Annotated in this window: 22 protein-coding genes and 2 pseudogenes; 12 read left to right on the forward strand and 12 right to left on the reverse strand. The window is 68.4% G+C overall.

Annotated features, from left to right (window positions below; all coding sequences use genetic code 11):
* Positions 1–91: 91 nt before the first annotated feature.
* Positions 92–2,053: a hypothetical protein gene (locus AC56LG_RS17565; protein ID WP_497167352.1), complete on the reverse strand. Its 1,962-nt coding sequence runs from the start codon at positions 2,051–2,053 to the stop codon at positions 92–94.
* Between the two features lie 125 nt (positions 2,054–2,178).
* The gene (locus AC56LG_RS17570) at positions 2,179–3,069 is read right to left on the reverse strand and encodes a LysR family transcriptional regulator (RefSeq protein WP_497167353.1); all 891 of its coding nucleotides are present in this window, start codon (positions 3,067–3,069) and stop codon (positions 2,179–2,181) included.
* Between the two features lie 107 nt (positions 3,070–3,176).
* Here AC56LG_RS17570 and AC56LG_RS17575 point away from each other — a divergent pair, with 107 nt between their 5' ends.
* The 10 genes from AC56LG_RS17575 (at position 3,177) to AC56LG_RS17620 (ending at position 10,891) form a co-directional block, all read left to right on the forward strand.
* A complete protein-coding gene (locus tag AC56LG_RS17575; protein WP_497167354.1) occupies positions 3,177–3,611 on the forward strand; it encodes a tellurite resistance TerB family protein in 435 nt (144 codons plus the stop codon).
* A gap of 136 nt (positions 3,612–3,747) precedes the next feature.
* A complete protein-coding gene (locus AC56LG_RS17580; RefSeq protein ID WP_497167355.1) occupies positions 3,748–4,851 on the forward strand; it encodes a calcium/sodium antiporter in 1,104 nt (367 codons plus the stop codon).
* A 37-nt stretch (positions 4,852–4,888) separates the two neighbouring features.
* Positions 4,889–7,135: a hydrogen gas-evolving membrane-bound hydrogenase subunit E gene (gene mbhE / locus AC56LG_RS17585; RefSeq protein ID WP_497167356.1), complete on the forward strand. Its 2,247-nt coding sequence runs from the start codon at positions 4,889–4,891 to the stop codon at positions 7,133–7,135.
* On the forward strand, positions 7,132–7,557 hold the full coding sequence (locus AC56LG_RS17590) for an MnhB domain-containing protein (RefSeq protein ID WP_497167357.1): 426 nt from the start codon (positions 7,132–7,134) through the stop codon (positions 7,555–7,557). The genes mbhE and AC56LG_RS17590 overlap by 4 nt, the downstream gene beginning before the upstream one ends.
* On the forward strand, positions 7,554–7,937 hold the full coding sequence (locus AC56LG_RS17595; RefSeq protein ID WP_497167358.1) for a sodium:proton antiporter: 384 nt from the start codon (positions 7,554–7,556) through the stop codon (positions 7,935–7,937). The genes AC56LG_RS17590 and AC56LG_RS17595 overlap by 4 nt, the downstream gene beginning before the upstream one ends.
* The gene (locus AC56LG_RS17600) at positions 7,934–9,412 is read left to right on the forward strand and encodes a complex I subunit 5 family protein (RefSeq protein ID WP_497167359.1); all 1,479 of its coding nucleotides are present in this window, start codon (positions 7,934–7,936) and stop codon (positions 9,410–9,412) included. The genes AC56LG_RS17595 and AC56LG_RS17600 overlap by 4 nt, the downstream gene beginning before the upstream one ends.
* Complete coding sequence (locus AC56LG_RS17605) at positions 9,409–9,756, forward strand: Na+/H+ antiporter subunit E (protein ID WP_497167360.1); 348 nt, start codon at positions 9,409–9,411, stop codon at positions 9,754–9,756. Before AC56LG_RS17600 ends, AC56LG_RS17605 begins: the two co-directional genes overlap by 4 nt.
* Positions 9,753–10,019 carry an MrpF/PhaF family protein gene (locus tag AC56LG_RS17610; protein ID WP_497167361.1) on the forward strand — a complete coding sequence of 89 codons (267 nt, stop codon included), beginning with the start codon at positions 9,753–9,755 and terminating at the stop codon, positions 10,017–10,019. The genes AC56LG_RS17605 and AC56LG_RS17610 overlap by 4 nt, the downstream gene beginning before the upstream one ends.
* A complete protein-coding gene (locus AC56LG_RS17615) occupies positions 10,016–10,294 on the forward strand; it encodes a monovalent cation/H(+) antiporter subunit G (RefSeq protein WP_497167362.1) in 279 nt (92 codons plus the stop codon). The genes AC56LG_RS17610 and AC56LG_RS17615 overlap by 4 nt, the downstream gene beginning before the upstream one ends.
* Before the next feature lie 54 nt (positions 10,295–10,348).
* Positions 10,349–10,891, forward strand: coding sequence for a hypothetical protein (locus AC56LG_RS17620; protein ID WP_497167363.1), 543 nt, complete (start codon positions 10,349–10,351; stop codon positions 10,889–10,891).
* Between the two features lie 34 nt (positions 10,892–10,925).
* Here AC56LG_RS17620 and AC56LG_RS17625 read toward each other — a convergent pair whose 3' ends face one another.
* From AC56LG_RS17625 to AC56LG_RS17655, 7 genes are all read right to left on the reverse strand, one after another.
* Positions 10,926–12,614: a cation:proton antiporter gene (locus tag AC56LG_RS17625; RefSeq protein WP_497167364.1), complete on the reverse strand. Its 1,689-nt coding sequence runs from the start codon at positions 12,612–12,614 to the stop codon at positions 10,926–10,928.
* Positions 12,601–15,354, reverse strand: coding sequence for a cation-transporting P-type ATPase (locus AC56LG_RS17630; protein ID WP_497167365.1), 2,754 nt, complete (start codon positions 15,352–15,354; stop codon positions 12,601–12,603). The genes AC56LG_RS17625 and AC56LG_RS17630 overlap by 14 nt, the downstream gene beginning before the upstream one ends.
* A gap of 15 nt (positions 15,355–15,369) precedes the next feature.
* A complete protein-coding gene (locus tag AC56LG_RS17635; RefSeq protein ID WP_497167366.1) occupies positions 15,370–16,335 on the reverse strand; it encodes a universal stress protein in 966 nt (321 codons plus the stop codon).
* A 132-nt stretch (positions 16,336–16,467) separates the two neighbouring features.
* A complete protein-coding gene (locus AC56LG_RS17640) occupies positions 16,468–16,908 on the reverse strand; it encodes a universal stress protein (RefSeq protein WP_497167367.1) in 441 nt (146 codons plus the stop codon).
* A 46-nt stretch (positions 16,909–16,954) separates the two neighbouring features.
* Complete coding sequence (locus AC56LG_RS17645) at positions 16,955–17,935, reverse strand: zinc-dependent alcohol dehydrogenase family protein (RefSeq protein ID WP_497167383.1); 981 nt, start codon at positions 17,933–17,935, stop codon at positions 16,955–16,957.
* A 42-nt stretch (positions 17,936–17,977) separates the two neighbouring features.
* Positions 17,978–18,424 (reverse strand): Hsp20/alpha crystallin family protein, encoded by a 447-nt coding sequence (locus tag AC56LG_RS17650; RefSeq protein WP_497167368.1) that lies wholly within the window; start codon positions 18,422–18,424, stop codon positions 17,978–17,980.
* 131 nt (positions 18,425–18,555) lie between these two features.
* Positions 18,556–19,041 (reverse strand): universal stress protein, encoded by a 486-nt coding sequence (locus tag AC56LG_RS17655; RefSeq protein WP_497167369.1) that lies wholly within the window; start codon positions 19,039–19,041, stop codon positions 18,556–18,558.
* Positions 19,042–19,159: 118 nt separating this feature from the next.
* Here AC56LG_RS17655 and AC56LG_RS17660 point away from each other — a divergent pair, with 118 nt between their 5' ends.
* Positions 19,160–19,552, forward strand: a complete 393-nt coding sequence (locus AC56LG_RS17660; RefSeq protein WP_497167370.1) for a hypothetical protein — start codon at positions 19,160–19,162, stop codon at positions 19,550–19,552.
* A gap of 7 nt (positions 19,553–19,559) precedes the next feature.
* Here AC56LG_RS17660 and AC56LG_RS17665 read toward each other — a convergent pair whose 3' ends face one another.
* From AC56LG_RS17665 to AC56LG_RS17675, 3 genes and pseudogenes are all read right to left on the reverse strand, one after another.
* On the reverse strand, positions 19,560–20,684 hold the full coding sequence (locus tag AC56LG_RS17665; RefSeq protein ID WP_497167371.1) for an ABC transporter permease: 1,125 nt from the start codon (positions 20,682–20,684) through the stop codon (positions 19,560–19,562).
* Positions 20,685–20,686: 2 nt separating this feature from the next.
* Positions 20,687–23,455, reverse strand: a pseudogene (gene rbbA / locus AC56LG_RS17670) (ribosome-associated ATPase/putative transporter RbbA).
* Positions 23,452–23,883 carry an HlyD family secretion protein gene (locus tag AC56LG_RS17675; protein ID WP_497167372.1) on the reverse strand — a complete coding sequence of 144 codons (432 nt, stop codon included), beginning with the start codon at positions 23,881–23,883 and terminating at the stop codon, positions 23,452–23,454. Before AC56LG_RS17675 ends, rbbA begins: the two are co-directional and overlap by 4 nt.
* Before the next feature lie 130 nt (positions 23,884–24,013).
* Here AC56LG_RS17675 and AC56LG_RS17680 point away from each other — a divergent pair.
* Positions 24,014–24,138: pseudogene (locus AC56LG_RS17680) on the forward strand (polyhydroxyalkanoate depolymerase); the annotation flags it as partial.

Consider the following 24,138-nt stretch of genomic DNA (forward strand, 5'->3'; position numbering starts at 1 on the left):
CCTTGCGTCGAATGGTAGCATGACGGCACACGCGAATCGTTTATCCCCAGGCCAAGAAACAGGGCAATGGGATCATTTCAATCGACATGATTCAATTGCGGATAGTAAGCTCCCCATCGGCCAGGACGGCTCGTGCGGCGCCAGTCCCGGTGCCGCTGTCATAGTCGGTGACTTCGGTTCCGGAGGGATCCAGGTGGCTGATGCGCACATGCAGCCAGTCATTGCTCGCCGTCGTGCCAGGAGCGCCGTCGCCACCCTCTGCCAGGAATCGATACCCGGCACGTCCGTTGAAGCGCCCGGTTCCCTCCAGGCGCACATGCCTGCCATTTTGCCGCACCGCGACCACGTCGTCGCTCACGAACTGGAAGGGGCCAGCCAGCCTGAGCAAAGGACGATTCGCCGCCGTTGCGCTTGCGGGACGCGCGCCGTCGCGCGCAAGCGGTGCCCATAGCGCGAAGCGGACCGCTTGCGTGGCACCTGCCGCCTGGCCGTCACGGCCCAGCATCCCCTGCCCGCTGATGGCCGGCAGCGCCGGGTCCTCGACGATGTACAGGGTGGCCACGCTGGTCGCCCGGCCGCCGGAATCGATTACCCGCACCCTGACGTCGAACATGCCTGGGGTGCAGAAGCGGTGCCGCGCGTTGACCTCGCCGACCCCGCGCGATTCCCGTACCAGCGGATGGGGCGAGTTGCAGCCGTCGCTCCAGCTCACGGCGGCGCTGTGGGTCTGGCCCGGTGCGCTGTCGACGAATCCCACCGTGACCAGTGCTTCCTGACCCACGTCGGCCCGGTTGGCCAGTCCCGTGATCGGCCCGAGTACCGGCGCATCCGTACCGCGGGTGCCGGGCCGCAGCATGACCAGGCCGGCGGAGGAATAGGCGAGAATGGTTCCGGCGTCATTGATCGCCCTGCCCGAGTGCAGCACCAGGCCCGCCGGTGGACGGTACAGGAGCCTGTTCAGGTCGACCGGTGCGCCCGACCAGTCCCAGCGCACCGCGCGCTCGCCGCTACCGGGCGCCCCGATCGAGCCGACCATCTGGTTCCGGTTATTCAGGTCCGTCACATCCGTAGTCATGCCGGGAGCGGGCGCCGGTGTGAGCCATTCCAGACCGCGCGCCCGCGACCACCGGAATGCGGCGCGCCGGATGGCCGGGTCGGCGCGGTCGAATACGACGCCGGCTATATTGCCGTGTTCGTTCAGGTCCGAGACGGACAGCCAGTTCGGCGCAGCCGCCGTAAGTGGAACCATGCCGGAACGGGCGCTCCAGAAGAAGGAACGCCCCGGCGCGTTTTCTTCGTCGAAGACCTGCCCCGCCGCCTCCCCGCGTTCGTTCACGAAATCGACAGAGGCATAGGTACCGCCGAGCGAGCCGAGGCCGGTCTGCCTGCCGGCCGCGTCCCACAGCACCGCCTGCACCCGGCCGTTGACGGTGACGTCGGCGAATCCGCCTGCCAGGCCGCGGTTGTTGATCGCATGGGCATTCGATTGCGAGGGCGGCGTCGGTCCCAGCGGCCGGATGCGCCCGTCGGCGTCCCATCGCACCGCCCGTCCTGTCGTGTTCACCTCCGGTCCCTGTCCGACGATCTGGTTACGGTCGTTGATGTCGGACGGGAAGGCGCCGAGGCCCGGCAACATGCGCAGGCCGCTGGCCAGCGTCCAGGAAAACGCGCGCGGGTTGCTGAACGGCAGCGCGTCGTCCTGCGTCACGCCGGTGATCGTGCCCCGGTTGTTCAATCCCCGGATCAGGATATCGTCGAGGGAACCCAGTTCATGCGCGCGTTCGCCGTCGAAAAAACTGCTGTTGTAGTAGACGAACGAGGAAAAAGCCGCCTCCCCACGCTCGTTGAGGTAGGCGCCGAGGTCATCCGGCCCGACGTTGATCACGCTGTACACCTGTACAGCGCCAGGAAGGTGGCGCTGTCGCGTTTCGTCCGGTTGCGCGTCCTGGCCGGCGGCGCCGCCCTGGCTGCTTGCCGCCATGATGAGCGGTGCCGACAGTACTGCCAGGACTTGCCTGCGCAGAACCGGGCGTTTGGTGCGGAAGTTGTTCATGGTGCCCCCTCTTTGGCTATGTTGACGTACTCGAATCGGAAAGAGACAACGAAGGGACATGTCGGTTCGGAGTCAATCTGGGTTATCTGACGTGGCGCAAACCGATGTTGCACACCTGACGATCCTCATCCGAACACGCCAGCAGCACCGTCAAGGATCCGGCGCAGGGCCGGATGGTCCTGGCGGCGCTCCACCGATACCGCGTAGTACTGCTCGACGATCGAGGGAATGCGGCCCAGCTCGGCGAGCCCGTACTCGTCGCAGACCGGCTCGGCCAGCACCGCCGGGGTCGCGATGAAACCGGCGCCGGCACGCGCAAACGATTTCAGCAGCGCCCCGTCGTCGAACTCGCCGACGACGATCGGCCGCAGCGCATGCGCATCGAACCAGGCGCGCAGCTGGCCCTGGACCGATGCCTGCGCGCCCGGCAGCAGGAACGGCGCATCCTGCAGGCGCCAGGGGAACGTTCCAGGCCAGGCACGGGCCAGGTCCGGGTGGCCGAGGACGGCCAGCTCGCTCGCCCCCAGCAGGCGGCTGTAGCCGCGCAGCGCGCCGCCCGGCGCGAGCGCACGGTCGGCAATCACGAGATCGAGCTGGTGGAGGACGAGTTCCGAAACGAGATCCTCGAAGCGTCCCTCGCGGCAGATCAGGTGCATGGCCAGGCCGGCCTCGCGCGCCGGCTGCAGCAGGCGATAGGCCATCGTTTTCGGAATGATGTCGCAGATTCCCACACGCAGCGTTTCCTGGCCGGCCAGCGCGCCGCGCCGCGCCGCCTGCTCGAGTTCGTTCCCGAGATCGAAGATGCGGTCGGCATAGTGCAGCACCGTCTTGCCGGCCTCGGTCAGCGCCAGCCGGCGGCCCTGCTTGCGAAACAGCGCTTCGCCCACCTGTTCCTCGAGCAGCTGGACCTGCATGCTGACCGCCTGCGCCGACACGTGCAGGCGTTGCGCCGCCCCTGCCACCGTGCCGTCGGTCGCCACGGCGTGGAAGTAATGCAGGTGTTTATAGTTGAGCACGTCGATACCTCAGGAAAAGTTGAGGGTTCGGTGAGTTTAATCGATTTTACTTTCGCATTTGCAGTGCCTACAGTGAGCTGGTACCGCCACTTTCGAGGAGATCCGCAATGAAAAGCCATGCCACCGACAGTCCCGACGCGCTGGCGCGCATCCTGGCCCTGTCCATGATCGTGGACGGTTACCTGAGCCCGTCCGAGCTGCGTGCGCTCGACGGCGCCCCGGTCCTGGAACAGGCCGGGGTCGACGCCGACACCTTCGAGCGCGCGGTCCACGAACTGTGCGGCGAGCTGCTGCGGGCCGCGCCGCATCCGGACGGCCATGTCGAGATCGATGGCGCCACGCTCGACCGCGTGCTGGACGAAATCGCCGATCCGCTGCTGCGGCTTTGCGTGTTCAGGGCCATGCAGGGCATCGTGCGCGCCGACGGCGTGCTCGACGAACGCGAACACCTGCTGCTCAATCGGGCCGCGCGGCGCTGGTTCCGCCGTCCCGAGGCGCCCGCCCCCCGGCGCGCCGCGCGCATTGACGGGAGGCGGCCATGAAGTGGCCCGGCATGGCCAGGACGCCTATAATCGACGGCAAAGCGACACGTAGTGGCCGTGGCGCGCGCCATTCGCCGGTGGCAGTCCGCGCCCCCCATCGGGCATTGACAAGCCCAGCGGGGAAGGAGACGCAACGATGAATGTACTCTTGTTCGTGCTTGGCCTGGTGCTCCTCGTCGTCGGAGCCGAGGCCCTGGTGCGCGGCGCTTCCCGCCTCGCCCTCTCGGTTGGCATTTCCCCGCTCGTGGTCGGCCTCACCGTGGTCGCATTCGGCACCAGTTCGCCCGAGCTGGCCGTCAGCGTCCAGTCGGCCGCCTCCGGGCGCGCCGATCTGGCCCTGGGCAATGTCGTGGGCAGCAATATCTTCAACATCCTCCTCATCCTCGGGGTATCCGCCCTGATCGTGCCCTTGCTGGTGGCGCGCCAGCTGATACGCCAGGAAGTGCCGGTCATGATCGGTGTCTCGCTGCTGCTGCTCGCACTGGCTCTGGACGGGGGCATCGGCCGCGCCGACGGCGCCTTGCTGGTGTCGGTGTTGCTCGGTTATACCGCGTTCCTGGTCTACCAGTCGCGGCGCCAGGGCCAGGGTGGCAATGCGGGCCAGCCGGACGCCGCGCCGAATGTGTCGACGGGCTGGGAGAGCCGGCTGCCGGTGCAGCTGCTCCTGATCGTGGCCGGGCTCGGCGCGCTGGTACTGGGCGCCACCTGGCTGGTGAATGCGGCGGTCGGCTTCGCGCAGTACCTTGGGGTGAGCGAGCTGGTGATTGGTTTGACCATCGTCGCCGCCGGCACCTCGCTGCCCGAGGTAGCCACCTCGATCGTCGCCGCAGTGCGGGGCCAGCGCGATATCGCCGTCGGTAACGTAGTGGGAAGCAATGTCTTCAATATCCTCGGGGTGCTGGGCCTGTCCTCGCTGGTCAGCCCCGCCGGGATACAGGTCGCGCCCGCGGTACTCGCATTCGACCTGCCCGTCATGGTCGCCGTGGCGCTCGCCTGCCTGCCCATCTTCTTTACCAGGAACCTGATCGATCGCTGGGAAGGCGTCCTGTTCCTGGCAGCGTATGCGGCCTACATGGCGTATGTGCTGCTCGCTGCCCAGCAGCACGACGCCTTGCGCCCGTACAGTGCCGTCATGATGACGGCGGTGCTGCCGCTGGTCGCCGTCACCCTGGCGGTCGTTGCGTGGCGCGAGTTCCAAAAACGGCGGCAGGAACGGCGGCACGGACGGCGCGCCGCCTGAAACGCCATCCCGGCAAGGAACCCGACAGGAAACCGACATGGCGCATGCAGTACTCCCGGAGGCATCGCAGGCGGCATGGATCCGCTGGGCCTGGCTGGCGCCGCTGGCGCTGCTGCCGGCGGTGGCCGCCCTGCCGGGCGAACCCGCGAGCTGGTCCGTGTCGTGGGTGGAGCCGCTCGGCGTCCAGCTGGGATTCGCCGCCGATGGCCTGGCACGCCTGTTCCTGCTGCTGGTCCTCGGCGTGGGCGCGGCCGTGCTCGCCTACGCCCCCGGTTACCTGCGCGGCCACGCCCGGCTCGGCCAACTGATGGGCCTGCTGATCGCCTTCAGCCTGGCCATGGCGGGGGCGATCCTGGCGGACGACCTGCTGCTGTTGCTGCTGTTCTGGGAGGCGACCAGCGTGCTGTCCTTCCTGCTGGTGGGCTTCGAGCACGGCAGCCAGGACAGCCGCGACAGCGCGCGCCAGGCGCTGCTCGTGACCGGCGCCGGCGGCCTGGCGCTGCTTGGCGGCTTCGTCCTGATCCTGCTGGCCGCGCCCGGGCTGCGCCTGACCGACCTGGCGCACCTCGACCCCGCCGTGCTGGCCGATCCCCGCTTCCAGGCCGGGGCGGCACTGGCGCTGGCCGGCGCCATGACCAAGTCGGCGCAGTTTCCCTTTCATTTCTGGCTGCCGGGCGCGATGGCCGCGCCGACGCCGGTCTCGGCCTACCTGCATTCGGCGACGATGGTGAACCTCGGTGTGTATGTCATGGCGCGTTTCGACGAGGCCATGGGCGCGGTGTTGTGGTGGGAGGCGACGCTGCTGTCGATCGGCACCCTGACGGCCGTATGGGGCGCCGTGCAGGCGCCGCGCGAGCGCGACCTGAAGCGCATCCTGGCCTGGTCCACCGTGTCCACGCTGGGCACGCTGACCGTGCTCATCGGCCTGCCCAACGAACTGGGCGCGCTGGCCTTTGCCGCCCTGCTGATGGCCCATGCGCTGTACAAGGCGCCCCTGTTCTTCGTGGCCGGCAACGTCGACCATGCCACCGGGACGCGCCTGATCGACCGCCTGCGCGGACTGCGCCACGGGATGCCGGCCAGCGCGCTGGCGGCCCTGCTGGCGGGGGTGTCGATGGCCGGGCTGCCGGCAACGGTCGGCTTCGTCGCCAAGGACAGCATCAAGGCCGCCAAGGAAGTGAGCGAGGTGCTCTGGCTGGTCGAGGGCGCCAGCCTGCTGGTGAGCACGGTCGGCGTGGCCGTCGCCAGCGTGGCCGCGGTGCGCATCTTCTTCGGCTCCCCGGCCCACCCGGCGGGCCATGCGCCGCACGAGGGCGGATGGCGGCTCGTGCTGCCGCCGCTGGTGCTGGCCGCCATCGGCATTCTGCTGGGGCTTTTCCCCGGGCTGGCCGCACCGCTGCTGTCGGACGCGGCGCGGATGATTTCCCCGGCGCTGGCGCGCGCCGACGCTTCCCTGGAAACCGACTGGCTGCTGCGCCTCGAGAGCTTCGCCGCCGTGTGGGCGGCCGGTGCGCTCGTCTACGTCGGGTGGAATCGCCTGTCCCTGATCCTCGGCCGGCTGCGCTTCCTCGACGGGCCTGCCGCCGTCTATGGCGCGGCTTTGCATGGCCTGCAGCGCGGCGCCGGCGTGCTGGCGCGCGGCCTGCAGGCGCGGCGCCTGAGCCGCTATCTCGGCGTCACCGTCGCCGCCACGGTGCTGCTGGCGGCGCCCTGGGCGGTCGGCTTGCGCTTCGCGCCGCCCGTCGCGTTTTCTGCCGACGGCGCCGGCGTGCTGGTCGGATGCGTCACCGCCATCCTCGGCGCCTGCCTCGCCGTTCGGGCGCACGACACGCTCGGGCGCCTGCTCGGCGCCGGCGCGGTCGGCGCCGGCAGCGCCATCGTGTTCGTGTTCCGCGGCGCACCCGACCTGGCCCTGACCCAGCTTGCGGTGGAGACCGTGTTCGTGGTGCTGGCCGCCGTCGCGGTGCGGCGCTATCGCCAGCGCCAGGGCACCGGCGCCGGGGCCGGGACCAGCGGCGCCTGGCGGGCCGGCGTCGCGCTGGCCTTCGGCCTGCTGCTCGGCGCCGTGCTGCTGGCGTTGTCCGGCCGGCCGCTCGACAGCGCCATGGCCGACTATTTCCTCGCGCAGAGCGTGCCGCAGGCGCATGGGCGCAACGTGGTCAACGTCATCATCGTCGACTTTCGCGCGCTCGATACGCTCGGCGAGATTGCGGTGGTCATGCTGGCGGCCCTGGCGGTGTGGCCGCTGGCGCGCCGCCTGCCTTCCGGGAGAACAGGCCGATGACTGCCGAGCGCTCGATCGTGCTGGAAACCACCGTTTCCTTCCTCTACTGGATCATGCTGGGCGCGGCCCTGTGGCTGCTGCTGCGCGGACACAATGCGCCCGGAGGCGGCTTCGTCGCCGCCCTGGTGGCGGTGGCGGCGACCGCCGCCCGCGCCCTGGTATTCGGCGCGGCGGCCGCGCGCGCCCGCTTGCCGTTCGGGCCGCTTGGCCTGAGCGCCCTCGGGCTGGCCCTGGCGGCGGCCAGCGGCCTGCCCGCCCTGGCGCTCGGGCAGGCCTTCCTCACCCACTGGTGGGGCGAGCTTGCCATGGGAGACCTGGCGCTCAAGGTCTCGACCGTGATGCTGTTCGACCTCGGCGTGGCGTTGTGCGTGTGGGGCGCGCTGGGCGGATTCTGCCTGCGCCTGCTGGAGACCGTGCGATGATCGAATGGGCACTTGCGGCAAGCGTGGTCGTGGTGGCGGCGGCCGGCGTGTACCTGGCAAGCTCGCGCGACCTGGTGTCGATCGTGGTGGGACTGGCCCTGCTCGGTTCGGCGGTCAACCTGTTCGTCTTCGCCGCCGGCCGGCTGGGTCAGGCCATGCCGCCACTCATCGTAGCCGGTGCGGGGGCGCCGGCGGCGCTGGCCAACCCGGTGCCGCAGGCGCTGGTACTGACGGCGATCGTGATCGGATTCGCCTTTGCGTGCTTCGGCATCGCCCTGGCGCTGGCGCTGGCCGCGCACGACAGCCGCGCCGATGCCGATACGCTGGAACAGGCCGAACCGCCGCCGCGTCCCGACGGCACACCCGGGGAGCTGCCATGAACGCCGCACTCGTCGCCGCGCCGGTGCTGGTGCCGCTGTGCACGGCCGCGCTGACGGTTGCGCTGGCCCGGTGGCCGCGCCGCCAGCGTGCAGCCAGCATGGCGGGCGGATTGTTGCTCCTGCTGTGCTGCGCCGTGCTGCTGCACGGCGCCAGCGGCGGCCTCGTCGCGACGGCGCGCTTCGGCGAGTGGGCAGCGCCCTTCGCGATCGCGTTCCGCATCGACCGCGCCGCCGCCCTGATGCTCACCGTGACCGCCGTGCTGGCCGTTGCCGTGCTGGTCTACCCGGGCCGCGGCGGGGCGCTGGCCACGCCGCTCGGCCTGCCGCTGGCGCACGGCCTGCTGGCCGGGGCCGGCGGGGCCTACGCCACCGCCGACCTGTTCAACCTGTACGTCTGGTTCGAAGTGATGCTGGTCGCGGCCCTCGGGCTCATCGTCGCCGGGCGCCGTCCGGCGCAGCTGGAGGCGGGTTTCAAGTACCTGGTGCTCAACCTGTTCGGCACGGTGCTGCTGCTGGCCGCGGTGGCCGGCCTGTACGGCCTGACCGGCCAGCTCAACTACGAGGCGCTGGGTGCTGCGCTGGCCGGGCGCGGCGACGATCCGCTCGCCCTGCTGCTGGGGGCGCTGCTGATCGCCGGCCTGCTCGTCAAGGCCGGCGCCTTTCCCGTCCTGTTCTGGCTGCCGGCCGCTTACCCGGTGCTGCCGCCGTCGGTGCTGGCGCTGTTCACGGCTTCGACCACCAAGGTCGGCGCCTATGCGTTGCTGCGCGTCCTCTACGAGATCTTCCCGGGCGGCGCGCCGGCCTATACCACGATCCTGGGATGGATCGCGGCGGCCACCATGGTCGCGGGCGTGATGGGCGCGGTGTACCACTACGACCTGCGCCGCATCCTGGCTTTCCACAGCGTCAGCCAGATGGGCTACATCCTGCTGGCGGCGGCGCTCGGGGGCGCCGCCGGGATCGCGGCGGCCCTGTTCTTCAGCATCCACCATATCCTGGTCAAGGCCAACCTGTACCTGATCGCCGGCATGATCGCCCGCCGCGGCGGCCACCACGACCTGCGCCGGATCGGCGCCTTGATGCGCAGCGATCCGGCGCTGGCCGTCCTGTTCGGCCTGGGCGCGGCCGCACTGGTCGGGATTCCGCCGCTGTCGGGCTTCTGGGCCAAGCTGCTCATCCTGCGCGAAGGCTTCGGCCAGGAACGCTACCTGTGGACGGCGCTGGCCCTGTGTACCGGAGGATTGACCCTGCTGTCGATGGCCAAAATCTGGATCGAGGCGTTCTGGAAGCCGCACCCGGCGCCGCTTCCTGCGTCGCCCCCCGCGCTGCCTGCCGCCCAGCGACCGGGCGCGTGGGTTGCCTGCGGCACGCTGTCGCTGCTGGCGTTGGCCATGGGCCTGATGCCGGGCCCGCTCATCGATTTCCTGTACGCGGCCGCCGGCACGATCGGCGCCTCACCCGGGGCTGCACCATGAGACGCATCGGCGCCGGCATCCTGATCCTGTGGCGCCTGTTCGCCGCCATTGCGCGTTCGGGCTGGCAGATATCCTGGCGCATCCTGCGCCCCGCGCGCGCCTTCGCACCGGGTTTCGTCGAGTACCGCTTCGAACCGATGGGGCCCGGCGCCACCACCATGCTCGCCTGCCTGATCTGCCTCACGCCCGGAAGCACGGCGGTCGATGTCGACGCCGGGGCGGGATGGATGCGCCTGCACCTGCTCGATGCCGGGAGCGCCGCCGCGCAGGCAACGCTGCAGGAAATCCGTTTGCTGTTCGAAGCTGCCGTACGCGTGCTGTTCGCGCAGGAGGAAGCGTCATGACGATACTGGCCGAAGTATTTCTCGGGGTCGCGCTGCTGCTGGTGATGGAGGCCTTGCGGCGGCTGCCGGGGACGGCGAACAAGCTGGTGGCCCTGGACCTCCTCAGCGCCTGCGCCCTTGCGGCCTGCCTGGTGGCCGCCGTGCGTACCGGGCACACGGCCTTCCTGGACGTCGCGCTCGGCTTTGCCCTGATCGCGTTCCTTGCCACTGTCTGCTGGGCCTACGCGCTGCGCGCCGGCGCGCCGGAAGAGGATGCGCCATGACCGCCCTCGGATGGACGTTGACGATTCTCGGCGCGGCATTGCTCGCGGTAGCGGCGCTCGGCCTGCTGCGGCTGCCGGATGCCCTGTCGCGGCAACATGCGGCAACCAAGGCGGCGACGCTGGCGCTCGGCGTCATGCTGGCCGGGCTGGCCGTGCTGCAGCCGGCGCCCGCGTGGTGGATCAGGATCGGCGCACTGGTGGCGCTGCTCGCCGCAACGGTGCCGATCGCGTCGCACGCGCTGGCGCGCGCCGCGGCGTCCAGGCCTGACGAGTGAGGCCGGCTCCAACGGGTACTGGCGCCCACCGTACGACTGCAGTACGCTTCAAGCATGCACATTGGCCCCCATCCCGTACGCACCCTCGAGCTGCACGTCCGCGAGATCCATCAACTCTTCAATTCGCTCGATCCCGCGCCATTCCTGAACAAGGACCTGGACCGGACCTGCGAGGCGTTCATCGAAAGCTGGGCGCTGGCCTTGCCTCACGAAAGCCGGCTGCACCTGGCCATCCGCGTGGAACAGCTCGATTCCCCGGCCGAAGCCGGCGAATTGCTCTCCGAAGCCATCCACAACTATTACGGCTACAAGACCGAACTGGCGCGCTCGGAACTGCGGCAACTGCTGCGCCAGGGCCGTACCAGCCTGGCGATCGGGCTGGCCTTCGTCTGCGCATGCCTGCTGCTCGCCGACGCCGCGAGCGTGGTCATGACCGGTCCCGCCAGGTCCATCGTGCGCGAAAGCCTGCTCATCATCGGATGGGTCGCCATGTGGCGCCCCATCCAGATATTCCTGTACGACTGGTGGCCCATCAAAGGCCGCATCAAGGTGTTCGACAACCTGCGTTTCGCACGCGTCACGGTGGTCCGGGCCTGAGGCCGCCCCCAGGCAGCCCGATGCAGGAAAAAAGTCACGATGGCGCCTCGCGCAAGCGTTCGACCGCGCGCTCGGCCGCGTCGTGGAACGGCAGAAACACGATATCGGCGCCCTGCGATCTCAGCAGTTCCCACTCTTTTTCCTGCTGCGTGGAAACGGCGATCCGGCCCGTATAGCCCTGCCGTTTCAGCGCACCGATCAGCATGAGGCGGGGATCCTCATGGGAGAGGCCAAGGTCGTGTTGCGGCATGGCGGCCACGACCCATTTCACCGACTTGAGCGGCAGCGAGCCCACCGATTCCTCGTCGCAGGCGTCGGCGTACGCCACGTCGTACCCGGCGGCGTGCCAGCGGCGCAGCTCGTCGGGGTTGAAGTCCACCGCCAGCACGCTGGCCTTGTCCTTGCGCAGCTCTTGCGCGATGGCGGAACCATAGCGTCCAAGCCCGAACAGGATGACATCGTAGGCTGCGCTCTCCGGCGCATGCGCGCCGGCCGCTTCTTCCCGGGCCGGCACCTTGCGTTCGAACACGGACAGGACCGGCTCCAGCCAGCGGTACAGCGTATGCGAATAGGTGATCATGTAGACGGAAAGCGCAATCGTGATCAGGCCAACCAGCGTCACCAGGCCCAGCGCCCGGGCATCGACATGGCCGATCGCCATTCCCATCGCCATGAAGATGAGCGAGAACTCGCTGATCTGCGCGACGGTCAGGCCCGCAAGAAACCCGGTGCGCTTGCGGTAGCCCATGTAGCCCATGATGGCCAGGACAATCAGGGGATTTCCGATCAGCACGAACAGGGAAAACACGATCGCGGGACCGACCTGCGTGCCCAGCAGCCCAAGCTCGAGCTGCGAACCGAGCGCGATGAAGAAGAACAGCAGGAGGAAGTCGCGCAACGAGGACAGCCGCGCCACGATCGCTTCCCGAAACGGGGTCGAGGCGAGCGAGATCCCGGCGAGCAAGCCGCCCAGTTCCTTGCTGAACCCGAAATGGCTGCCGAGCGCGGCCAGCAAGGCTGCCCAGGCGATGGCGAAGATGATGAGCAGCTCGGGCGAGCGTGCGATCCGGCTGACCAGCGCAGTCGCGACATACCGGATGAACATGCCGACCAGGACCAGCATGACGAGTCCGTAGACCAGTACCCGGCCCACCCGCGTCCAGGTGCCGCTGTCGCCGCCGGCCTGGGCGCCCATGCCGAAAGCGGAAAGTAGCAGCATGGCGAACACGACCACTATATCCTGCACGATCAGAAAGCCGATGGCGATTCGCCCGTGCAGGGAATCGACTTCTCTTTTGTCGGACAGGAGCTTGACGATGATGATGGTGCTCGAGAAGGTGAGCGCCACCGCAACGTAGAGCGATGTGACGCTGTCGAGCCCCAGGGCCAGTCCGATCAGGAAACCGATGGCGGAGGTGAACAATACCTGGCCCAGCCCTGTCGCCAGCGCCACGGTGCCGAGGGTTCGCACCAGCTTGAGATCGAGCTTGAGCCCGACGAGGAAGAGCAGCACCGCCACGCCCAGCTCGGCCAGCAGCGCGATATGCTCATGCGACTGCACGATCCCGAGTACGGATTGTCCAGCCAGCACGCCTACCGCGATGAAGCACACGATCATCGGCTGGCGCAGCAGCAAACCGATATAGCCGACGATTGCAGCCAGTGCGAGCAGCGCCGTCAGTTCATCAAACTGCGATGCGTGCAGGAAGCTAAGATCGGGCATCTCTGCTTCTCATCGGACCGTTGATGGCGCGCAGCCGCAGGCGGACCTGTTTTTCCGCTTCGATGATCGCAAATAGGGCCGCACCGATCCCGATGATCAATACCCCATCCAGGAAAGGAATGGAGACGGTCGCAAATATCGTTTGCAAGGACGGCATGTAGGTGATGCCGAACTGCGCAACGGTAATGATGGCGACGACCGTCCATACGACTTTCGTGCCGCGCACGGCCTTCCAGGTCAGCGAGGTCCCGTAGATATTCCGGATGAAAAACAGGTGGAAGATTTCCATGACGACCAGCGTGTTGAGCGCCATGGTGCGCGCCAGGTCCAGTCCGTAGCCGCGGTCCAGTGCATAGGAAAAGATGCCATAGACGCCGGCCAGGAACAGCAGCGCCACCAGCACGATATGCCAGACCAGCGGCGCGCCCAGCAGCGGCTCGTTGCGCGCGCGCGGCGGGCGGCGCATGGTGTTGTCCTCGGTCGGCTCGAACGCCAGGGCGATACCGAGCGTGATCGCCGTGATCAGGTTGATCCATAGTATCTGGATGGGCGTCACCGGCAAGGTCATGCCGAACAGCAAGGCCACGATGATCGTCATCGCTTCTCCCGCATTCGTCGGCAAGGTCCAGCTGATGATCTTCCTGATGTTGTCGTACACCGTGCGTCCTTCGCGCACGGCCGCGACGATGGACGCAAAATTATCGTCCGCCAGCACCAGTTCGGCCGCCTCCTTGGCGGCTTCGCTGCCCTTTTTGCCCATCGCGATACCCGCATCGGCGCGCTTGAGCGCCGGTGCGTCGTTGACGCCATCGCCGGTCATGGCGACAGTCATGCCGTGGGCTTGCAGTGCCATGACCAGACGCAATTTGTGCTCGGGACTCGTGCGCGCGAAGATATCGCAATCGAGTGCCGCCTGCCGCAAGACGCCATCGTTCATGCCGTCGAGTTCCGCGCCGGTCAGCACCGTATCCGGGTTCTGCAAGCCGATCTGCCTGGCGATCGCGGCAGCTGTTTTCGCATGGTCTCCGGTAATCATCTTGACACGGATACCTGCCCTGCGGCACTCCGCCACCGCCTCGACCGCCTCAAGACGCGGCGGATCGATCATCCCGACCAGGCCAAGCAAGGTCAGCGCGCCTTCCAGATCCGCATGTGCCAGCACGGCATGGCCGGGCTGGACGGATTTCAAGGCAAAGGCCAGCACCCGCTGGCCCATGGCGGCAATGATTTCCGACTGTGCATGCCAGTACCCGGCGTCGAGCGGCGCCGGTTTGCCGTCCGAGTCGAGCTGCTGGCGGCACAGGGCAAGAATCCGCTCCGGCGCACCTTTCACGAACACGCATGCCCGCCGCTCATGACCGTGCTCATGATAATGATTGAGCGTCGCCATGTAGCGGTGCCGGGCATCGAAGGGAATCACATCCGTGCGTGTCCATAGCGCACGCTCCGGGCGGGCGTCCATCTCCATTTTTCCTGCAAAGCTCAGCAGGGCGCCTTCCATGGGGTCGCCTTCCATCTGCCACACGCCCTCGCTCTCGCGCAGCACCGCGTCGTTGCACAGCACGGCCGCGCGGGCAAGCAGCTCCAGCACCGCATGTTCGGACGGAGCGACCTGCACCTCGCCCAGCCTGAGCAGCCCACTGGGCGCGTATCCCGTTCCTTCGAGTGCGAACATGTGCCGCTGCGTGAGCACCGTCGCCACCATCATTTCGTTAAGCGTGAGCGTCCCGGTCTTGTCGGTGCAGATGACGGAAACGGACCCCAGGGTTTCGATCGCAGGCAAACGGCGCACGATCGCATTGCGCCGCGCCATGGCCTGCACGCCCAAGGACAGCGTGATGGTGAGTACGGCAGGCAGCCCCTCGGGAATGGCGGCCACCGACAGCCCGACCACCGCCATGAACATCTCGTTGAAATCGTGGTGGCCGACGACATGGCCGTAGGCCAGCAGCACGGCCGCGACCAGCAGGATCAGGATGGTCAGCCATCTGGAAAACACGCCCATCTGCGCCACCAGCGGCGTCGTCAAGGTCTCGACCTGTGCGAGCATTCCGCTGATGCGGCCGATCTCGGTGCCGCTTCCGGTCGCCACCACGACGCCGCTGCCCTGCCCGCTCGTCACCAGGGTTCCGGAAAACCCCATGCAGTGACGGTCGCCCAGCGGCGCGTCCTGCGCGACAGGCGCCACAAGCTTCTCGACCGGGACCGATTCGCCGGTCAGAATCGCTTCCTGCACCGACAAGCCATGTGCCCCGAGCAGGCGCAGGTCGGCTGGTACCTTGTCGCCTGATTCCAGCAGGACGATGTCGCCCGGCACCAGGTCCGCGCCGTCGATGCTGGTGCGCTCGCCGTCGCGCATCACATTGGCGCGGGGAGCGAGCATGTGGCGAATGGCGTCCATCGCCTTTTCCGCCTTGCCCTCCTGGATGAAGCCGATGATGGCGTTGGCGACCACGACCGCGAGAATGACGCCGGTATCGACCAGGTGACCGAGCGCCACCGTGATGGCGGCGCTGGCAAGCAGCACATAAATGAGGATGTTATGGAATTGCAGCAGAAAGCGGATGAGCGGGCTGCGCCTGGCCGCCTCCGGGAGCCGGTTGGGACCATGGCTGGCAAGCCGCGCCTGCGCCTCGTGACGGCTCAGTCCGGATGCGGATGTACGAACCCGCATGAGGGCCTCATCCGCCGTCAGCGTGTGCCAGGCTGCCGCCGATTCTTGCGGTGTTCGGTCGTTCACGGTCAGTCTCCGCGATCAGTACGCCTTCACTGGAGAGACGAAGCCGTTCGGTTTCAAGGCCAGCAGCGTACATTCAAGGGTGCCTACCACGTTTTCCGCAGTGTTTCCAATGATAAAACCCGCGATGCCTGTGCGCGCTACCGTTCCCATCACGAGGATGTCGATATTGCTGCTCTTGACGAATTGCGGGATCATCTGGTCGGGCGCTCCGCGCGCATGGTGAATGTGGAGGTTTCCACCAATGCCGGACTTCCTGACAAGCTTGTTCAGGGCGGCGCGATGCTGATGTTGGGCGCCGACGACTGCCTGCAGCAATTCCTCATCCTGCATCTTGACCCATGGACTGTTGCGCAAATAGTCTTCGAATGGGTAATCCCAGCAGGAGACGAGGTTCAATTCGCCGTTACAGGTGTCTGCAAGCGAGCGCGATAGCTGAAGCAAACGGAGCGACAGGTCACGCCCTTCGGGTTCTATATCTTGTGGATCGATCGCAACGGCAACGTTGATGTCCTTCCAGTCCCTGGCGATCGGACGGCTCAGCCACACCGGGCAAGGGCATTTACGCAGCAATTCCATGTCCACTGCCCGGAAGCCCTTATGCGCTTCCTGGCCGGCTTCTCCCTTGCCGGCTTCCCTGTATTCCGCCTCCTTGATCAGCAGGTCATGCGCATGTTTCAGCACATGGCGAATCATGCGTTCGGATGGCGTGTTGCCGATTTCCACTTCGATCGTGACAGGGATGTCCGTTTCGCTGACCGTGGTCGTCTTGCGCGCGGTCTGGATCGATGCATTGAGCCCTTGGGCAAGCGAGGCTTCATACTTTTTCCTGTATTTCGCCAGGTCTTCAGGAAACTCGGGGCAGACGACCAGGGCTTTCAATTCTCCTTGATTGGCGTGGGCGATCCTGAGCGCCTGCGATAGTGCCTCCGAATCGTCGGTCACACCTTCGCTGACGAACAAAATAGAGCGAAATTTCTGCATGACTTCCTCTCCTTGTCGAGTGGATGCGCCTGGCCTGGGTCGGAAAAGGGATCGGGTGTACGGCCCGACGCCGCATCTGCATCCGGCGGCAGGCGGAGCCGGGCTGGCATCCGTGGGGGCGTGGCCAGCGGATCAACGAAACACAAGGACAGGAACGGGCGAGTCTGCCAGAACACGCTGGGTCTCGCTGCCCAGGAAAATCTTGCTGATGCCGCGACGCCCGTGAGACGCGATGAAAACCACGTCGCACCCGAATTGCCGGGCAGCGGCGACGATTTCGCCGGCCGCATCCCCGGAACATGGCGTGATTGTCTCGCACGGAACGCCTTGCCTGCGTGCCTCGTCGGCGAGTTTCAGCACGTGCTGCCGGGCTCGGAGCAGTGACTCCTGCTCGTATTCCTTACTGAAATCGAGTATTGCCGAACCTTCCGTCGGCCTGGCGTGCGCATAACGACGCGCGACAGAAATACCGACGATTTTCCCGCCATTCGCCCTGGCCGTCTCGATTGCCGGCCCGAAGACCTTTTCCGCCACCGGGGATCCATCGGTGGGCACCAGTATCGACTTGAACATGATTGGTCCTCCCTTCACAATAGAAAATACCAGCCCGCGTGAACCTTCACACCAGCACGGCGGCCCCGTCGATCCGGCCCGCGCGCAGGTCGGCCAGCGCTTCGTTGGCCGCCGCCAGCGCGTAGGGCACGACGGTGGTCGCCACCTCGGCGCCGGCGATGGCGCGGAACCAGGCTTCGCCGTCGGCACGCGTCAGGTTCGCCACCCAGCGCACGCTGCGCTCGCCCCACAGCAGCGCGTAGGGGAAGGACGGGATGTCGCTCATGTGGATGCCGGCGCAGACCACGGTGCCGCCACGCGCGGTGGCGGCCAGCGCCAGCGGCAGCAGCTCGCCGGCCGGGGCGAACAGGATGGCCGCGTCCAGGAGTTGCGGCGCCGCCGCGTCGGCGGAACCGGCCCAGCGCGCGCCCAGGCGCAGCGCGAACGCCTGCGCGCGGGTATCGCCCGGGCGCGTGAAGGCGAACACCTCGCGCCCCTGGCGCAGCGCCAGCTGGGTCAAGAGGTGCGCGGCGGCGCCGAAGCCGTACAGGCCGAGCCGGCGCGCATCACCGGCCATGGCGTAGGCGCGGTAGCCGATCAGGCCGGCACACAGGAGCGGTGCCGCATGGATGTCGTCGTAGGCTGGGGGGAGCGCAAAACAGTAGCGTTCGTCGGCCAGCGTGTATTCGGCGAAACCGCCATGGCGGTCATAGCCGGTGAAGCGGGCGCGCTCGCACAGGTTCTCGCGGCCACCGGTGCAGTATGGGCAAGCCCGGCACGTGCCTGCAAGCCAGGGCACGCCGACCCGGGTGCCGATGGCGAAGCGGTGCGCCCGCGGACCGCTTCCAGCCACCACGCCGACGATCTCGTGGCCCGGCACCAGCGGCAGCAGGTGCGGCGCCAGGTCGCCGTCGACGATGTGCAGGTCGGTGCGGCAGACGGCGCAGGCCGACACGCGCACGAGGATGTCGCTGCCCGACGGGCGCGGGACCGGCAGTCGCACCGGCCGCAAGGGCTGCCCCGGGGCGTCGAGCAGCATCGCCCTCATCGACGCAGCGGTCATGGCTCCCTCTCCGGGCAGCCGCCTGTCTTACTGCACGGTGATCTGCTTGTGCGCCGTGCCCGCCTTTTTCGGCAAGGTGAGGTGCAGCACGCCATCCTGGTATTTGGCCTCGGTCTTCGTGTCGTCGACGTCCTGCGGCAGGCTGAAGCTGCGGTATTGCGCGCCGCTCACGCGCTCGCTGTACAGGGTGCCGCCGGCGTTTTCTTGCTTTTCCTCCTGCATGGTCGCGTTGATCGAGACGCGATTGCCGTCAATCGAGATCTTGATGTCTTCCTTCCGGAGCCCCGGCATGTCGGCCTTGACGGTGTAGGCCTGCTCGGTCTCGGTGACATCGACGCGGATGGCGCGCGCGGCATCGGTGCTGCGCACGGCGGAAGCCATCGGAAACCCGCGCAGGAAGTCCTCGACGCTGCTGAACGGATCGAAGCGCATGATCTCGCGGATGGGATCGTAACGGGTCAGGTTGCTGGCCATGGTGTCCTCCAGGTTGAACGGGAACGGCGATGCGGCCCTGTTTTGTGGCCGATGCTTGTTCATCGTAGGATCGACGATGGGTCGGAATATGACGTGGATCAAGGCGCGCCGCTTGACGCCCGAAACGTCCCTCAGGGCGCAACGGTCTCGGCAAACTCGGGCGGGGCGGCCTCGCCGGGATCGCGCAGGACCAGCACGGGAACCGTCGACCACCCTAGCACGTGCTGGGCCACGCTGCCGGTCAGCAGCGGGTTGGCATCGGCCGGGCCGTGCGCCCCCATGACGATCAGGTCGCAGCGATGCTCCTGGGCCACGCGCACGATCTCGCGTCCGGGCGAACTGGAGATCCGGGTGAGCGTCTCGCAGGACAGGCCTGCCTGCTGCGCCAGCCTGGCCACGGTGTCGACATGGGCACGCGCGGCAGCGAGGGCGCGGCGCAACTCGGCGCCGGCGTCGCAGGTGCCGATGGCATCGGCCGCCAGCGACATGCGCGGCTGCGCGACCGAGAAAGCAAGCAGGCGGCGCGCGCCGCTGGCGGCCAGCAGCGCAGCGACCTGTGCGGCGCGCACGGCGAGGTCCGAGCCGTCGGTTGCAACGAGGATTTTTTCAATGAACATGAGCGCCCCCTTTTCTGCCCGCTGCGCAAAGCCGGGCGATTTTTGATGTGCATCAAACGATTCCCGGTCCCTGGCGCGGACACTGCCTCATTTTATGACAGCACCACCGAGATGCGCCATGAAGTTTCGTCATATCGATATGCCACCCGAGGCCGCCTGCGCGGCGCTGCGTCACCGCCGCAGACAGTTGCTCGATCGCATCGGCGCACTACGCGCCAGCCCGGACGCCGAATTCGCACGGCGCTTTCCCGACGCCGTCGCCGCGGTGGAAGCCGCGTTTCGCCACGAGGAGGCATTGCTCGAGCTGCGCGGCGAGGCCTGCCTGCATCCACGCCTTGCCGAGCACGCCACCATCCTGTGCGCGCTGCACCGTACCGCCGCGCAAGTCGAACGCGGCGACCTGGCGTTGGGACGCCAGGTCGCGCACGCCCTGGCTGCGCTGCTGGGCCAGCCGGGCGCCCCGCCGTCACCCGCAACGCCGGTCCGCACGGCCGCGCCGGCAGCACACTGAGCCGCGTTCAGCCGCCACGCATCGCCCTGGCGAAGCGCGCCAGCGCCATCCCGAACAGGGCCAGGCCGATGGCCAGCAAGGCCAGCAGCGGGCGCCAGACGGCGTCGATCCCGGCGCCGCGGAACAGGACGGCCTGGCTCAGCTCGACGAAATGGGTGGTCGGCGCCAGCAGCATCAGCTGGCGCAGGACGGGGGGAATGCTTTCGCGCGGCGTGTTCGCGCCGGACAGCATCTCCAGCGGCAGCAATGCCAGGATCACCAGCAGCCCGAATTGCGGCATGCTGCGCGCGGCGGTAGCCATCAGGATCCCCAGCGAGCAGGTCGCGAACAGGTGAGCCAGGGCGCCGGCCACGAACAGCATCAGCGCGCCCTGCACGCCCACGCCCAGCAGCGCGCGCAAGATCCCCAGCAATGCCACCAGCGCGGCCAGCAGCACTACCGCCGCCATCGGCCACAGCTTGGCCAGCATGATCTCCGGCACCGAGACCGGCATTACCAGCAGGTGTTCGACGGTGCCGTGCTCGCGTTCGCGGATCAGGGCCGCCCCGGTCAAGATCACCGACAGCATGGTGATGTTGTTGACGATCTCCATCAGCCCGCCGAACCAGGCCGGCGCGAGCGCCGGGTTGAAGCGCGCGCGCAGCACCAGGGCGACCGGCGGCGCCGGCGCGCGGCCGGGCCCGAGGAAGGCGGCCACCTCGCCCAGCGCGATCGCGCGGATGTAGCCGCTCCCGGTAAAAGCCTGGCTCATGCGCGTGGCGTCCACGTTCAGCTGCAGCGTGGCGTCGCGGCCGGCGAGCACGCGGCGCTGGAACCCGGCCGGGATCACCAGCACGAAGGTGGCGCGGCCCCGGTCCAGCATGGCGTCGACGGTGTCCAGCGATATCGATTCCGGCGGCATGAACTGGGGCGGCGCGAAAGCGGCGCGGATGCGCAGCGACAGCGGCGAGGCGTCTTCGTCGACGATCGCCAGCGCGGCCCGGCTCAGCGTATCGGGCTGGGCCGTGGCCGCGACATACACGCCGGCGGTGAAGGTGTACACGATCAGCACCAGCATCACCGGGTCGCGCACCAGGCTCCAGAGTTCCTTGATGCCGAGGCGCCAGACCTTGCGCAGCGAAACCGTCGGCATGGCTAGCGCTCCTGGCGCGGCAGGGCCGCGATCGCCAGGCCCAGGATGACCGGCACGGCCGCCAGCAATGCGAGGAAGTCCGGCGCCAGGTCGGCAAAGCCGAGCGCCTTGCTGAACACGCCGCGCGCGACCGTCAGCATATGCGAGGCCGGATAGGCTTCGCCGATCGCCCGCCCCGCCCCCTGCAGCGCCGTCACCGGGTGGATCAGCCCGGCGAACTGGATCGCCGGCAGCATGGTGCCGATCATGGTGAAGAAGATGGCCCCGATCTGGCTGCGCGTAAAACTCGAGGCAAGCAGGCCGATCCCGGTCGAGCAGATGCAGTACAGGAAGGCCGCCGCCAGCAGCGCCGCGACGCTGCCGCGCAGCGGCACGTCCATCAGGACCACGGCGGCGACGCTCATCAGCACCGCGTTGGCCATCGACAGCGCGATATACGGCGCCTGCTTGCCGAGCAAGAATTCGCTGCGGCGCAGGGGCGTCACGTACAGGTTGACGATCGAGCCGAGTTCCTTTTCGCGCACCACCGCCAGCGCAGCCTGCATCGCAGGCAGGTTCAGCAGGAGAATGGCGATGATGGCCGGCACCATTGCCGGCAGGCTGCGCACGTCGGGGTTGTAGCGAAAGCGCGTCTCGATCGCTACCGTCACTCGCTCCCGCGCAGCTTCCGCGGGCGCCAGGCGGCTGTCGAGCCAGTGCCGGTGCAGGCCTTCGACGTAGCCGCCGACGGTCTCCGCCCGTATCGGATTGGCGCCGTCGATCCAGGCGCCGATCTCGGCGTGCCGCCCGGCCTCGACTGTGCGCGCGAAGCCGGGCGGGATCTCGATCGCCAGCGCCAGTTCGCCTGCGCGCATGCGCCGGTCGAGCTCCTCGTAGCCGGACAGCGGCGCCCGTTCGAGGAAATAGCGCGAGCCCGCCAGGCCGGCCGCATAGTCGCGGCTGAGCGCGGTCTGGTCGCGGTCGAGCACGGCGTAGCGCAGGTCTTCGACGTCTATGCCGATCCCGTAGCCGATGACGATCATCAGCAGCAGCGAACCGAACATCCCCAGCGCCGCGCGCATCGGGTCGCGCAGCAATTCCAGCGTCTCGCGCCAGCAGCAGGCGGCGGCGCGCATCAGCCAGGCGGCGCGCCCGGCCCGCCCGGCCGTCCCGGCGGCGCGCGGCCAGCCTGGCGCATGGACGGCGACACCCTCCGCCCCTCCTTGCGCGCCGGCCTCGCGCAGGTAGCCGATGAAGGCGTCCTCGAGGCTGGCCGCCCTCCGCTGTGCGCACAACGCCTGCGGGCTGCCGCTGGCCAGCACCCGGCCCGCATGCATCAGCGCCACGCGGTCGCAGCGCTCGGCTTCGTTCATGAAGTGGGTCGAGATGAAGATCGTGACGCCTTCCCGGCGCGCCAGTTGCAGCATCTGTTTCCAGAAGCCGTCGCGCGCGACCGGGTCGACGCCGGAGGTGGGCTCGTCGAGGATCAGCAGTTCGGGCCCGTGCACCAGCGCCACCGCCAGCGAGAGGCGCTGGCGCATGCCGAGCGGCAGGCGGCCAGGGACGGCGTCAAGGATCGGGGCCAGGCCGAAGCGTTGCGCCAGCGCCGCGCAGCGCGCGGCCGCCTGCGCCTCGGGCAGGTCGAACAGGCGCGCATGCAGCAGGAGGTTCTGGCGCACCGTGAGTTCCCCGTACAGGGAAAAGCCCTGCGACATGTAGCCGACCCGGCGCCGCGCCGCCGGATCGTGGTGCGCCTGCGCCTGGCCGAACAGGCGCGCCTCGCCGCTGCTGGGCGCCAGCAGGCCGGTGAGCATTTTCATGGTGGTGGTCTTGCCGCAGCCGTTGGAACCGATGAAGCCGAAGATCTCGCCGCGTTCGATGCGAAAGCTGACGTCCTACACCGCGACGAAGTCGCCAAAAGCGCGCGACAGGCCGCGCGCCTCGATCGCGGGCGCCTCGCCCCGCGCCCGCCGTGCCGGCGCCGCGGGCGCTTCGGGGGACGCGGGATTGCGGCGCGCCGGCGGCAGCAGCGCCACGAAGGCCTGTTCCAGGCTGGCGCTGCCGGTGCGCGCCAGCAGTTCGTCCGGCGTCCCTTCGGCCAGGATCCGGCCGCCGTCGAGCGCGACCAGGCGGTCGAACGCGCGGGCTTCGTCCATGTAAGCCGTTGCCACCAGCACCGTCAGCCCTGGGCGCGCTGCGCGCAGTGCGCCGATCAGTTCCCAGAACTGCACGCGCGCGAGCGGATCGACGCCGGTGGTCGGCTCATCCAGGATTAATAAGTCCGGCTCATGAATCAGGGCGCAGCATAAGCCCAACTTCTGCTTCATCCCGCCGGACAACTGCCCGGCCGGCCGGCCCAGGAAGGGCATCAGGCCCGTCGCGCGCGCCAGCAGATCGATGCGCGCGCGGCGCGCCTCTGCCTCCTGGCCGAACAGGCGCCCGAAGAACTGCAGGTTTTCCTCGACGCTCAATGTCGGATACAGGTTGCGCCCCAGGCCCTGCGGCATGTAGGCGATGCGCGGACAGACCTGCCTGCGCCAGCCCGGGCGCCGCATGTCGCCGCCGAGCACCTCCACCGTGCCCTGGCGCACCCGGCGCGCGCCCGCCAGCACCGCCAGCAGACTCGACTTGCCGACGCCGTCCGGGCCGACCAGGCCGGTCATGGCGCCGGCCGGCAGGGTCAGCGTAACGCCGTCGAGCGCGGTCGCCTTCCGGTAACGCAGGACCAGGCCGGCAACACGCGCCGCGGCTGGCGCGTCTTCCCACGGCGGCGCCGCCTTGTCGCGCCTCATCGGGGTCCCCGCAAGGCCAGTTCCGGTGGCCAGGGCTGGCGCGGATCGAGCCGTACCCAGGCGACGCCGGGCACCCCTGCCTTGACGTGCCTCGCATAACGCTCGAGGAGCGCGCGGTCGACCTGGGCCTTGACGCGGAACATCAGCTTTTCGCGCTCGCTGGCGGTCTCGACCGACTTCGGCGTGAACTGGGCCGTGCTGGCGACGTAGGTCACCGCGGCCGGCACCACGAAGCCGGGGGCGGCGTCGAGCCGCAGGCGCACTTCGGCGCCGAGGGCGAGCCGGCCGGCAGCCGCCTCGGGCACGAAAAAGCTCATGTAGACATCGGTCAGGTCGATCAGGTTCAGCACCTTGCCGCCGGCCGGCAGGACTTCGCCAGGTTCGGCAATGCGGTACTGGATGCGGCCGGCGCGCGGCGCAACCAGCATTCCCTGAGCCAGCTCGGCCTCGATGCGCGCCAGGGTCGCCGCCGCGACGGCGACTGCCGAACGGGCGCCGACCACCTGCGCTTGCGCGGCCCCGACCCCCGCCCGCGCCGCCTCGCGTCCGGCCTGCGCCGCCGCGACCGCCGCACTGGCGCAGCCAACCGTCCTGCTGGTCGCACCGCTGTCGGGCCACCATTCGACGCTGCTGCGCGACACCGTGCGCGCCCTGCTGCCCGACCATGACGTCTTCATCACCGA

It is taken from the genome of Telluria sp. ZB2R32, assembly GCF_059685715.1.

Bases quoted from the DNA above. Each gene is read 5' to 3' on its own strand.
- AC56LG_RS17565 (WP_497167352.1), bottom strand. From the start codon at position 2,053: ATGAACAACTTCCGCACCAAACGCCCGGTTCTGCGCAGGCAAGTCCTG.
- AC56LG_RS17575 (WP_497167354.1), top strand. From the start codon at position 3,177: ATGAAAAGCCATGCCACCGACAGTCCCGACGCGCTGGCGCGCATCCTG.
- AC56LG_RS17580 (WP_497167355.1), top strand. From the start codon at position 3,748: ATGAATGTACTCTTGTTCGTGCTTGGCCTGGTGCTCCTCGTCGTCGGA.
- mbhE (WP_497167356.1), top strand. From the start codon at position 4,889: ATGGCGCATGCAGTACTCCCGGAGGCATCGCAGGCGGCATGGATCCGC.
- AC56LG_RS17590 (WP_497167357.1), top strand. From the start codon at position 7,132: ATGACTGCCGAGCGCTCGATCGTGCTGGAAACCACCGTTTCCTTCCTC.
- AC56LG_RS17595 (WP_497167358.1), top strand. From the start codon at position 7,554: ATGATCGAATGGGCACTTGCGGCAAGCGTGGTCGTGGTGGCGGCGGCC.
- AC56LG_RS17600 (WP_497167359.1), top strand. From the start codon at position 7,934: ATGAACGCCGCACTCGTCGCCGCGCCGGTGCTGGTGCCGCTGTGCACG.
- AC56LG_RS17605 (WP_497167360.1), top strand. From the start codon at position 9,409: ATGAGACGCATCGGCGCCGGCATCCTGATCCTGTGGCGCCTGTTCGCC.
- AC56LG_RS17610 (WP_497167361.1), top strand. From the start codon at position 9,753: ATGACGATACTGGCCGAAGTATTTCTCGGGGTCGCGCTGCTGCTGGTG.
- AC56LG_RS17615 (WP_497167362.1), top strand. From the start codon at position 10,016: ATGACCGCCCTCGGATGGACGTTGACGATTCTCGGCGCGGCATTGCTC.
- AC56LG_RS17620 (WP_497167363.1), top strand. From the start codon at position 10,349: ATGCACATTGGCCCCCATCCCGTACGCACCCTCGAGCTGCACGTCCGC.
- AC56LG_RS17625 (WP_497167364.1), bottom strand. From the start codon at position 12,614: ATGCCCGATCTTAGCTTCCTGCACGCATCGCAGTTTGATGAACTGACG.
- AC56LG_RS17635 (WP_497167366.1), bottom strand. From the start codon at position 16,335: ATGCAGAAATTTCGCTCTATTTTGTTCGTCAGCGAAGGTGTGACCGAC.
- AC56LG_RS17640 (WP_497167367.1), bottom strand. From the start codon at position 16,908: ATGTTCAAGTCGATACTGGTGCCCACCGATGGATCCCCGGTGGCGGAA.
- AC56LG_RS17645 (WP_497167383.1), bottom strand. From the start codon at position 17,935: ATGAGGGCGATGCTGCTCGACGCCCCGGGGCAGCCCTTGCGGCCGGTG.
- AC56LG_RS17650 (WP_497167368.1), bottom strand. From the start codon at position 18,424: ATGGCCAGCAACCTGACCCGTTACGATCCCATCCGCGAGATCATGCGC.
- AC56LG_RS17655 (WP_497167369.1), bottom strand. From the start codon at position 19,041: ATGTTCATTGAAAAAATCCTCGTTGCAACCGACGGCTCGGACCTCGCC.
- AC56LG_RS17660 (WP_497167370.1), top strand. From the start codon at position 19,160: ATGAAGTTTCGTCATATCGATATGCCACCCGAGGCCGCCTGCGCGGCG.
- AC56LG_RS17665 (WP_497167371.1), bottom strand. From the start codon at position 20,684: ATGCCGACGGTTTCGCTGCGCAAGGTCTGGCGCCTCGGCATCAAGGAA.
- AC56LG_RS17675 (WP_497167372.1), bottom strand. From the start codon at position 23,883: ATGCTGGTTGCGCCGCGCGCCGGCCGCATCCAGTACCGCATTGCCGAA.